Raw genomic sequence first — 11,213 nt, forward strand, 5'->3', positions numbered from 1 at the left:
ACCGCGTCGAGCCGCCGTGCCCCACCACACCGTCGCGCCGCGTGACGGTGGCGTATCGGACGACACTCACACCGGACGGCGCTACCACCGGCATGGGCCGATCGGGTTCAATGAACGGGTGTCTTCCGCGAAATTCCCGTACGCCGACCTCGGTGAGTTCATCGCCGCACTGGAACGCGACGGCGATCTGAAACGCATCAGCGCCCCCGTCGATCCAGACCTCGAAGTCAGCGAGATCACGCAACGCGTCGTCGTCGACAAGGGACCCGCGCTCCTCTTCGAGAACCCGACGCGCGGCGACATGCCGATTGCGATCAACCTCTTCGGAACACCGGAGCGGATGGCGAAGGCCTTGGGCGTCAACGATCTCAACGAGATCGGCGAGCGCATCGCGGATCTGATCAAGTTGGAGATCCCGGTCGGTTTCGCGGGCATCCGCGAAGGGCTCGGCAAGCTCATGCAGCTGAAGTCGGTGCCGCCGAAGAAGGTCCGCACCGCGCCGTGCCAGCAGGTCGTCTACAAGGGAGACGACGTGGACCTGAACCGCTTGCCCGGCCTGCAGACGTGGCCGGGCGACGGCGGGATCTTCCACAACTTCGGGCTGACGCACACCAAGCACCCCGAGACGGGGAAGCGCAACCTCGGCCTGTACCGCTTGCAACAGCACGACAAGCGCACGCTCGGCATGCACTGGCAGATCCACAAGGACTCCACCGCCCACCACGCGGTCGCGGAGCGGCGCGGTGAGCGACTGCCCGTCGCCGTCGCGATCGGCGCCGACCCCGTCGTGTCCTATGTGGCGGGAGCTCCGCTGCCGGGGGAGATCGACGAGTACCTGTTCGCGGGCTTCCTGCGCGGCGAACGCGTCGAGATGGTCGACTGCCTCACCGTGCCGTTGCAGGTCCCGGCGAACGCCCAGGTGATCCTCGAGGGCTACGTCGAACCGGGCGAGCGTCGCCCCGAAGGGCCGTTCGGCGACCACACCGGCTTCTACACGCCGGTCGAGGACTTCCCGGTGCTGCACGTCGAATGCATGACGACGCGTCGCGAGCCCGTCTACCACTCGATCGTGACCTCGAAGCCGCCGCAGGAGGACTACGGCCTCGGCAAGGCGACCGAACGGATCTTCCTGCCACTCCTCAAGCTCATGATCCCGGACATCGTGGACTACAACATGCCGGAGCCCGGCGTCTTCCACAACTGCCTGATCGTGTCGATCGACAAGCGTTACCCCAAGCACGCGCAGAAGGTCATGAGCGCGATCTGGGGCGCCCACATGATCGGTCTGACGAAGCTCCTCGTCATCGTCGACGCCGACTGCGACGTGCACGACCTGAACGAGGTCGCGTGGCGGGCGTTCGGAAACGTCGACTACGACCGGGACCTCGTCGTCACTCAGGGCCCCGTCGACCACCTCGATCACGCCTCGTACCAGCAGTTCTGGGGCGGCAAGGCCGGGGTGGACGCGACCCGCAAGCTCCCCACCGAGGGGTACACGCGCGGTTGGCCCGACGAGGCGACGATGACCGCGGCCGTCAAGGCGACCGTCGACGCCCGGTGGCGGGAGTACGGGTTGTGACGCTCGCCGGGCATGTCCGCGCGTTCGCCAAGCTCGTCGTCATCGAACACTCGGTCTTCGCGCTGCCGTTCGCGTACCTCGCGACCCTGACGGCGATGTGGACCGTCGACGGCGGTCCCGGCACGAGCCTGTCCGACTGGCTCGACTGGTGGGTGCTCGCGCTCGTCACGATCGCGATGGTCGCCGGGCGAACGTTCGCCATGGCCGTCAACCGGATCATCGACCGACGCATCGACGCGCTGAACCCGCGCACGGCGAACCGCGAACTCGTGACCGGCGCCGTCAGCCTGCGCACCGCCTACGTCGGCAGCGGCGTCGCCCTCGTGCTGTTCGTCGGCTCGGCGGCCCTGCTGAATCCGCTGTGCCTGGTGCTGTCGCCGCTGGCGGTCATCCCGCTCATCGTGTACCCGTACGGGAAGCGGTTCACCGACTTCCCGCACGCGATTCTCGCGCTCGCGCAGTTGGTCGCCCCCGTCGGCGCCTGGCTCGCCGTCACGGGGACCTTCGACGGTTTCGGGCCGTCCGTCGTCCTCGGCGCGGCCGTCGGCCTGTGGATCGGCGGCTTCGACCTGATCTACGCGTGCCAGGACGTGGCAGCCGACCGTGGCCAGGGCGTCCGCTCGTTCCCCGCGCGGTTCGGCATCGCCGCGTCGCTGCACACCTCGACGGTCGCGCACGTGGTGACGATGGGTCTGTTCGTCTGGTTCGGCCTGCTCACCGGCTACGGCGTCCTGTACTGGATCGGCCTCGTGGCGACGGCGGCGGTGTTCGCGTACGAACACGCGATCGTGAAACCCACGGATCTGTCCAAGTTGAACAGGGCCTTCTTCACGGCGAACGGCGTCATCGGCATCGTCCTGTTCTGCTTCGCCTGCGCGGACCTGCTGCTGCGCTGAGGCCGTGACGCCCCGATCGGTCCTGTGGTGCGCCTTGTCCTTCGGGACTGGCCCGGTCTTGCCCGCGGGGCGCATGTCCCGGGGCGTTGACGCGACGCCCGCGGAATCGAGCGGTGGAGCGTTGCCCACGTCGGTTCGACCGACGGTCAGCTCTCGCGGCTCGGCTCGGCTCGGCCTCGTTCGAGTCTCCGCGGAACGGTCGGGTTTCGTATGTCACTCGACCGAGCCGAACGCGTGCGGGTACCGAGGTGGCTTTGGGCACGGGTTCGGCGCGGTCTCACCCATCACTTCCGACCCGGCCGAACGCTTCGGTCGACGTGGCGCGGTGCCGTGGCACGAAAACGGAGCGCCCGAAATGGACGCTCCGTTTGGCGTGGACGATGCCTCGTCCGAGGTCAGGCGTAGGAGTGGAGGCCGCTGAGGAGGAAGTTGACGCCGAAGAAGTTGAACAGCATCACGCCCCAGCCGATGATCGCGATCCACGGCGCCCACTTCTTCCCGGACGCGCCGGTCGCGCGGGAGTGCAGGTAGGCGGCGTAGACGACCCACGCCACGAACGACCAGACCTCCTTCGGGTCCCAGCCCCAGTAGCGCGACCAGGCTTCGCGGGCCCAGATCGCTCCGGCCATGATCGCGAACGTCCACAGTGGGAAGGCGAGGACGTGCAGGCGCCAGGTCAAACGTTCCAGCGTCGTCGCGTCGGGCAGCTTCGGACCGAGCGTCATCGGGAAGCGAAGGGTCCCGTCGTCCTCGTCGAACTGTTCGTATCGACGCTTGATCACGTGCAGCACCGCCGCGACGAAACCGACGAGGAAGATGCCGGTCGCCACGATCGCCGCGAACACGTGGATGGCGATCCAGTACGAGTCGAGGGCCGGCACCAGCGGACCGGCGTCGGTGTAGACGCGGGTCGCCGCACCGAGCAGGAGCACGACCACCAGCATCGTGAACAGTCCGAGTCGGCGCGCCGCCATCTTTCGGACGACGATGACGGTCCAGGTGACGACGCCCATCAGCGCGACGGCGACGATGAACTCGAACATGTTGCCCCACGGCCAACGGCCGACGGCGGCCGCGCGCAACCCCAGGGAGGCGGCGTGCGCGACGACGCCGAGCACCATCGCCACGAAACCGATCCGTCCCGCGATCCGCGCCTGTCGTGAGGTGACGGCGGGCTGACCTTCGTCTCGATCCTCCGCGGTGTCGACGTCGGTCGCGTCCGACGGCCCGCCGACGGCGACGAGCTCCCGCGCCTCCGCCTTCTCGGCCTTGCGCCCGAAGGAGTATTCGACGGCGTAGGCGAACATCGCGATCGCGTACGCGACGATCGTCAACACGAACGCCAGGTCAGAGGCGTCGGCGAGCCCCGAGTGTGTGGTCATGCCTTGCTTCCTATCGTGTCGCGGGCCGTGCCCGCCTCGTTGATCTCGTCGGCCAGCCGATCGAACTCCTCGGCGAAGCCCTCGTATTCGTTGCGGGTCAGGCCGCCCACCTCGGTGCCCTCGTCGCCGACACGCACCCACACGCGGCGTCGTTTCACGATGAGGCCGGGCATCAGACCACCGAGCATGAGGATCGCGGCGACGAGGACGAGCAGCTCGCCCGGGTCCTCGCGCACCTGCAGGGTCGCGTACGGCTTGAAGCCTTCGAACGTGACATACGAACCGTCGTCGAGCTCCACCGACTCACCGGGCGCCAGGAACTTCTGTTCCGTCTCGACGATCTCCAACTCGCCGCTCTCGATCTGGTTGACGTCGACCGAGTACACCGAACGCGGCTGGCCGTCGTCGAGTCCGGTGTCGCCCCGGTACGCGATCAGCAGGAGGCGCGGGTTGTCGGCGGCGGGGGAGATGGACGTCGTGTACGGCGGCTGCTCCGGCGCGTTCGGGATGAAGAGGCCCTCGAACGCGACCTGGGAGTCCGGGTCGCGCTCGCCCGTCTCGGGGTCGATGTTCGCGTCGGGGAAGACCGCCGCGCCGTTGCTGACGAGCGACATGTCCTCCGGGAGGAACGCCGTCGTGGAGGTCTGGGTGACGCCGTAGCGGTCGGTGTAGGAGATGACGGGGGCGTACCCGTGACCGAGCAGGAAGACGCTCGCGCCGTCGAGGTCGAGCGGGTGGTTGACGCGCAGGTCGTACTGCTCGCTGGGGGCCGAGCCGTCCTCGCTGTACAGGACGTCGGCGAGGAAGGTCGTCGGCTGGCCGTCTTCGGCGAACTTCGCCTCGAAGTCGTTCAACTGTAGACAGAACGGGGGGAGCGAGGTCGCGTCGATGCCCGCGCCGAGCCCGTACTCGTCGTACTGCTGGAGGCTGTTGCAGAAGGCGGCGTCCTCGCCCGCGACGAGGATTCGGTTGCCGTGCCAGCCGAAGATCGAACCGTACGCGACACCGACGAGCAGCAGCATCATCGAGAAGTGGAAGAGCAGGTTGCCCGCTTCGCGCGCGTAGCCCTTCTCCCCGGCGACGGTGGCGCGCCCATTCGTCTCGTGGACGGCGACCCGGTACCCGGCCTTCCGCAGGCCGGCCTTGGCGGCGTCGACGGTCGTCGTCGTGTCGAGCGCGCGGTGCTGCGGCAGCATCGTCATCCGGGCGGGCGCGTCCGGCGGCGGTGTCCGCAGCGCCGTGAGGTGCGTGCGCAGCCGGGGGATGAGGCAGCCGATCAGCGACGTGAACAACAGCAGGTAGATCGCGGCGAACCAGGGCGCCGCGTACACGTCGAACAGCCAGAGTTTGTCGAGTGTGGGCGCCAGCTCGGGATTCGCGGCGAAGTACTGGCGCACCTGCTCGATGTTGAGTCGGCGCTGCGGCAGTAGCGAGCCGGGGACGGCCGCGATCGCCAGGAACAGCAGCAGCACGAGCGCGGTCCGCATGCTCGTGAGTTGGCGCCACCAGCGGCGCAGAGTCGCTTTCATATGCCTATTTCTCCGGGACCGACGGTGGCGCGAAGCCAGTTCATCAGCTCGGTCCAGTACCCGGTGACGAGGGCCAGCCCGATGATGACGAGCGCGACACCGCCGATGCGGCTGATCAGCCGGGTGTGGCGCTTCAGGAAGTCGAACACGTCCATGAGCTTGCGGAAGCCGAGCCCGAACAGCAGGAACGGGATGCCGAGACCGAGGCAGTAGGCGACGGCGAGGGTGACGCCGCGTCCGGTTCCGCCGGAGACGACGGAGAGCCCGAGGACCGCCGCGAGAGTCGGCGACAGGCACGGCGTCCACGACAGCGCGAAGACGGCGCCGAGCAGCGGCGCGGCGTAGAGCCCGGCCTGGGGGAGACGCTGCACGCGCACCAGGCGGTCGAACCCCGGCAGGATTCCGAGGAAGGCGAGGCCCATCACGATGATGACGACCCCGACGATCCGTTCCGTCCACAGTGTCGCACTCGCGAGGAGGGCGCCGCCGATGCTGGAGAACGCGAAGCTGATGGTGGTGAAGACGACCGTGAAGCCGACGATGAACAGGACGCACCCGGCGAGGACGCGCCCGCGCCTGCCTCCCGAGTCGAGGTCGGCGCCGGCGAGTCCCGTGACGTACGAGACGTAGCCGGGGACCAGCGGGAGGATGCACGGTGACGCGAAACTGACGAGCCCGGCCAGCGCGGCAACGGCGATGGCGACGAGCAGCGGGCCGTCAAGGGCCAGGTCGGCGAAGGGGGTCATGGCAGCTCGGTCGGTTCCACAGTAGGTTTTCCACAGGCGGCGGGTTGTCCTGGGGCTCGGTGTTGTCCCATGGACGCAACTTTTCTACGGATTGTAGAATCCAAATCGGCGGCGGACTATGGCGCCCCCCGCTCGGCTCTCTGTCAGTGCTCCGCTGAGGTCGCGCTTGTCGGTCGGCCCGCTCGGTGCCGGGCGCGATTCGACGGTACTTGTCGACGTCGCGGCGTCGCCGCTGGGCGTCACCGCTGTGACGGGCGGCGGTTCCCGGACCCCGGCCGTTCTTTGCCACGTCTCCGGTGAGCGCGAACCCTCGGACCACAACACGGCCGAGCGGAACACGACGTGGCCCCGCCGCTCCACGCGAGCAGCCCTCGTCGCCGCGTGAGTCCCGAGAACGGGACTCGACGGCCGTCAATCGGCGAGGACGTCTCCGATCGCGTCGACAAGCGTCGATCGCGTGAGTTCCTGCCGGAAGATCGCGGCGATGCGGCCCTCCGCGTCGATGATGATCGTCGCGGGGATCGTGTTCGGTGGGACGCCCTCGAACTGCAACGCGAGCCGACCGGCCGGGTCGAACAGCGACGGGTACTCGACCCCGAGCGCCTCCTCGAAGGCGATCGCCTTCGGCCGGTCGTCGCGGATGTTGATCCCGATGAACAGCACCCCGTCGTCGGCGGTCTCGTCGGCGGCGTCGACCAGTTCCGGCCCCTCACGGCGGCACGGCGCGCACCAGGACGCCCAGAAGTTGACGACGACGACCTGTCCGTCGAAGTCGGCCGCGTCGACGGCGTTCCCCTCCAGGTCCTCACCGGACAGTTCGGGGGCGTCGGGTCGTTCCTCCGGGGTGCTGTACAGGACGGTCAGCGCGTCGGCGTTGGCGTCGGTCTCCGCGCACGCGGCCAGACCGGCGAGGATCGGGAGCACGGCGGCCAACCGCAACCATCGCGATATCGACATGCCTACGCGCCCTTGGACTTCGCCGGGTCGCCGGCCAGCGCCACGAGGGCGGCGGCCGGTTCCTGATAGGTGATGTCGACGACGTGGACGCCCTCGAAGTGGAACGAGGTGAGGCTCGCCAACGAGCACTGACGGCGACGCGGGTCGTGCCACAGGCGTTTACCGGACGTGAACGACCGCAGGATCCAGATCGGCAGTTGGTGCGACACGCACACCGCCTCGTGGCCCTCCGCCTTCTCGCGCGCGTCCAGGAGCGCGGCGGTCATCCGCGCCGCGATCGACAGGTACGGCTCGCCCCACGACGGCAGGAACGGATTGCGCAGCGCCCACCAGTTCCGGGGATCCTTCAGCGCCCCGTCGCCGACCGACACCCGTTTGCCCTCGAAGTAGTTCGACGGTTCGATCAGCCGCGGGTCCGTGTCGATCTCCAGACCGTGCAGCTTCGCGAGCGGTTCGGCCGTCTGCTGCGCGCGCTCCAGCGGGGACGAGACCACATGGGTGATGTCGTGCGACTCGAGTGCCGTGGCCGCCGAGTCCGCCATCTGGAGGCCGAGCGGCGACAACCGGAAACCGTCGATTCGCCCATAGAGGATGCGATCGGGATTGAACACCTCACCGTGCCGAAGCACGTGCACGACCGTCTGTGTCTGACTCACGGCTCGACCCTAGCCGCCGCGCGAGCCGCCGACGGCAGGGCTGCCGCAATGTGGTCCAGAGCCTGCTCGTCGATGGCCGCGGACACGAACCACGCCTCGAACGCGCTCGGCGGGAGGTAGACGCCCCGGCGTAGCAACGCGTGGAAGAACGCGGCGTACGCGCCGGTGTTCTGCTGGCGGGCGGTGTCATAGTCGTAGACGTCCCCGTCCGTGAAGAAGATGCTGAACATGTTGCCCGCCACCGAGACCCGGTGCGGCACACCTGCGGCGTCGAGAGCGGCCGACGCCGTTTCGCGCAGTGTGCGGGCGGTGGCGTCCAGGTGCTCATAGACGTCGGGCGTGCAGTGCCGCAGTGTCGCCAGCCCGGCCGCGCACGCCAGCGGATTACCGGACAGGGTGCCCGCCTGGTAGACGGGACCGGACGGCGCGAGCTGCGACATGATGTCCGCCCGCCCGCCGAACGCGGCCGCGGGCAGTCCGCCGCCCATGACCTTCCCGTAGGTGTACAGGTCCGCCTCGTCGGCGACCCCGGCCGGGCCGACCCGGAAACCGGTCATGACCTCGTCGAGGATCAGCAGCGCGCCGTACTCCCCGCAGACCTCCGCGAGCACGCCGTTGAAGCCGTCGCGCGGCGCGATGACGCCCATGTTCCCGGCGGCGGCCTCGGTGATGACGCAGGCGATGTCGGCGCCGCGCTCGGCGAAGGTCTCCCGGACCGCGTCGATGTCGTTGTACGGCAGGACGATCGTGTTGCTCGTCGTCGCGGCGGGGACTCCGGGGGAGTCCGGCAGCCCGAGCGTGGCGACGCCGGAACCGGCGGCGGCGAGCAGGCTGTCGACGTGCCCGTGATAGCAACCGGCGAACTTGACCACCAGGTCGCGGCCGGTCGCGCCGCGAGCGAGACGGATCGCGCTCATGGTCGCCTCGGTGCCGGAGTTGACGAGTCGGACGGACTCGACGGGCGTCCGGGCGACGATCTCCTCGGCTAGGTCGACCTCACCCGGGGTCGGGGTTCCGAAGCTCGTGCCGTTGGCGGCCGTCGCGGTGATCGCGTCGATGACCGCCGGGTGGGCGTGTCCGAGGATCAGCGGACCCCATGAGGACACGAGGTCGACGTACTCGTTGCCATCGGCGTCGGTGACGCGACAACCCTTGCCGCGCACCATGAAGCGGGGTGTTCCGCCGACACTGGCGAAGGCTCGTACCGGCGAGTTGACGCCGCCGGGCACCACCGTGCGGGCGCGCTCGAACAGGGCCGTCGAGGTCGAGATGTGCTCGTCATACTGTTCTGCCACGCCTGACAGGTTGTCACATCGTCGTGCGCGGTCGCGGCAGGTCGGCCAGCGGGTGACGCGTCGCGACGAATCGGAGGCGGGGCGAAGGGCCGAACGGCGGGGGTCGGCGACCGCCAATCACCCAGCGTATCGACGCATTTCTATCTGCACGACGGGTTCCTATCGCGTAGGAAATCTGCGATGCTGATCAACGTCTTTGACACTTAGCAACATATGGATCTTTCGAAAGGAACCGGCAGATGCCCGACCGCAGACCGCCGACGTTGACTCGCCGGGGTGTCCTCGGCGCCGCAGCCGGGACCGCCGCGACAGTCGCGGCCGGTGCCGCGCTCTCCGCGCCGGCCCAGGCCGACCCGGTGCCAGTCGACCATCACGAGGCCCCGGCGACCGATCCGGCCCTCCCCAAGGAGGAGTTCCGGGCCGGTTGGATCGCCACCACGGTCAACATCGACTGGCCGTCCCGCGCCGGACTCGACGCCGAGACGCAGAAGGAGGAGTTCCTCCGTCGCCTCGCCGACGCGAAGGAGTACCACTTCAACGCGGTCGTGACGCAGATCCGTCCGACCGCCGACGCGTTCTGGCCGTCGCCCTTCGAGCCGTGGTCGCGCTGGCTCACCGGGACGCAGGGCCAGGACCCGGGATACGACCCGTTGGCCTTCGCCGTCGAGCAGGCGCACGCGCACGACCTTGAACTGCACGCGTGGCTGAACCCGTATCGCATCTCCATGAAGGCGACGACCGGCGACGTCGGCACCGATCTGTCCAAACTGCACCCGGACCACCTGGCCCGGCAGCACCCCGAGTGGGTGGTGGCGTACCCGGCCAACGAGACCGGCCAGCTCTACTACAACCCCGGCATTCCCGAGGTCCGCGAGTTCGTCATCGACGCGATGATGGACGCGGTCGACAACTACGACGTCGACGGTGTTCACTTCGATGACTACTTCTACCCCTACCGCGTCGCCGGCCACGAGTTCGACGACGACGACGCGTTCGCCGAGTACGGCGGTGACTTCACCGACAAGGGCGACTGGCGCCGCAACAACACGGATCAGCTGATCCAGGGCTTCGCGAGCCGCATCAAGGAGTCCAAGCCGTGGGTGAAGTTCGGCGTCAGCCCGGCCGGGGTGTGGCGCAACAAGGCCGACGACCCGGAGGGCTCCGACACGCAGGCGGGCGCCCCGACGTACGACGCGCTCTTCGCCGATACTCGCAAGTGGGTGCGCGAAGGCTGGATCGACTACATCGCGCCCCAGATCTACTGGGCGCGGTCGCTGCCGGTCGCGTCGTACACGGTCATCGCGAACTGGTGGAACGACGTCTGCGAGGGCACCGACTGCCACCTGTACATCGGTGAGGCCGTCTACAAGGTCGACGTCGACACGATCTCGCCCGAGTGGAAGAACGACCCGCGCGAGCTCCACAGTCACGTGGCGCTGAGCCGGGAGTTGCCCGCCATCGGCGGCAACATCTACTACAACGCCTCGGCCGTCCGCGCCGACAAGCTCAACGCGATGTCGATCATTCGCGACGAGCACTACGCCCGTCCCGCCTTCGTCCCGCACAGCGCGCACCTGCCCAGCCGGGCGCCGAGCGCGCCGCGCATCCTCGACGTCTGCCACGAAGACGGACAGTGGACGATCGAGTGGACGAATCGGTCCCGTCGTGACGGCATCAACGCGACCGCCTGGTACGGCGTCTACACGACCGTCGGCAACCCCGACGAGGGCGACCTCGCCGACGCGTCGAACCTGATCGGCGTGCTAGCCGCCGGTTCGGATCGCACCCGCACGTTCACCTGGGCCGGCGAGTACGACTCGAAGCGCCGCTTCGTCGTGACGGGTCTGAACCGTGCCTGGCGCGAGGGAGCCCCGGCGGTCAGCCGTCGGCCGCGTCGTCGGCACTAGGCGGTTCGCCGAACCCGTTCCCTGCCGCGCGTGCCCCGGACGGCGCCTCGCGGCCTCGTCGGCGCTGCCGCGTACGACACCCGTATGCGGCAGCGCCCGACGTGTTGCGCGTGCACCTGGAACCCGCTCGCGACGGGGGCGGATCGCCAGACCCGCCAAGACCGGTTCGGCCCCGTACAAGGCTGATCGGAGGCCACCCCGTCGCTCGGATCGCCTCAGTGGATCCGGTCGGCGACGGGGCGACCCCCGCGAAGCGATCGGGGGGG

9 protein-coding genes are annotated in these 11,213 nt (G+C 68.8%); 3 read left to right on the top strand and 6 right to left on the bottom strand.

The annotated features are described in order from the left end of the window. Window positions 1-118 precede the first annotated feature (118 nt). Both ACM9NP_RS16730 and mqnP read left to right on the top strand, forming a co-directional pair. Window positions 119-1,579 (top strand): menaquinone biosynthesis decarboxylase, encoded by a 1,461-nt coding sequence (locus ACM9NP_RS16730; RefSeq protein WP_415647645.1) that lies wholly within the window; start codon window positions 119-121, stop codon window positions 1,577-1,579. After that, window positions 1,576-2,475 (top strand): menaquinone biosynthesis prenyltransferase MqnP, encoded by a 900-nt coding sequence (gene mqnP, locus ACM9NP_RS16735; protein WP_415647646.1) that lies wholly within the window; start codon window positions 1,576-1,578, stop codon window positions 2,473-2,475. The genes ACM9NP_RS16730 and mqnP overlap by 4 nt, the downstream gene beginning before the upstream one ends. A 395-nt stretch (window positions 2,476-2,870) precedes the next feature. On the opposite strand, the gene ccsB is transcribed toward mqnP, so the two are convergent. The 6 genes from ccsB to hemL all read right to left on the bottom strand — a co-directional run bounded on the left by ccsB (window position 2,871) and on the right by hemL (window position 9,040). Continuing rightward, window positions 2,871-3,857 (bottom strand): c-type cytochrome biogenesis protein CcsB, encoded by a 987-nt coding sequence (gene ccsB / locus ACM9NP_RS16740; RefSeq protein WP_415647647.1) that lies wholly within the window; start codon window positions 3,855-3,857, stop codon window positions 2,871-2,873. Beyond that, window positions 3,854-5,386, bottom strand: a complete 1,533-nt coding sequence (gene resB / locus ACM9NP_RS16745) for a cytochrome c biogenesis protein ResB (RefSeq protein ID WP_415647648.1) — start codon at window positions 5,384-5,386, stop codon at window positions 3,854-3,856. Before resB ends, ccsB begins: the two co-directional genes overlap by 4 nt. Continuing rightward, the gene (locus ACM9NP_RS16750; protein ID WP_415647649.1) at window positions 5,383-6,132 is read right to left on the bottom strand and encodes a cytochrome c biogenesis CcdA family protein; all 750 of its coding nucleotides are present in this window, start codon (window positions 6,130-6,132) and stop codon (window positions 5,383-5,385) included. Before ACM9NP_RS16750 ends, resB begins: the two co-directional genes overlap by 4 nt. A 411-nt stretch (window positions 6,133-6,543) precedes the next feature. After that, window positions 6,544-7,089 carry a TlpA family protein disulfide reductase gene (locus tag ACM9NP_RS16755; protein WP_415647650.1) on the bottom strand — a complete coding sequence of 182 codons (546 nt, stop codon included), beginning with the start codon at window positions 7,087-7,089 and terminating at the stop codon, window positions 6,544-6,546. A 2-nt stretch (window positions 7,090-7,091) separates the two neighbouring features. Then, complete coding sequence (locus tag ACM9NP_RS16760) at window positions 7,092-7,745, bottom strand: histidine phosphatase family protein (RefSeq protein ID WP_415647651.1); 654 nt, start codon at window positions 7,743-7,745, stop codon at window positions 7,092-7,094. Beyond that, complete coding sequence (gene hemL, locus ACM9NP_RS16765) at window positions 7,742-9,040, bottom strand: glutamate-1-semialdehyde 2,1-aminomutase (protein WP_415647652.1); 1,299 nt, start codon at window positions 9,038-9,040, stop codon at window positions 7,742-7,744. The genes ACM9NP_RS16760 and hemL overlap by 4 nt, the downstream gene beginning before the upstream one ends. A 239-nt stretch (window positions 9,041-9,279) precedes the next feature. Here hemL and ACM9NP_RS16770 point away from each other — a divergent pair, with 239 nt between their 5' ends. Further along, entirely contained in the window at window positions 9,280-10,947 is a 1,668-nt protein-coding gene (locus tag ACM9NP_RS16770) for a glycoside hydrolase family 10 protein (RefSeq protein WP_415647653.1), read from the top strand. Window positions 10,948-11,213: the final 266 nt, after the last annotated feature.

The organism is Stackebrandtia soli (genome assembly GCF_965137155.1).
Taxonomy (GTDB): Bacteria; Actinomycetota; Actinomycetes; order Mycobacteriales; family Micromonosporaceae; genus Stackebrandtia; species Stackebrandtia soli.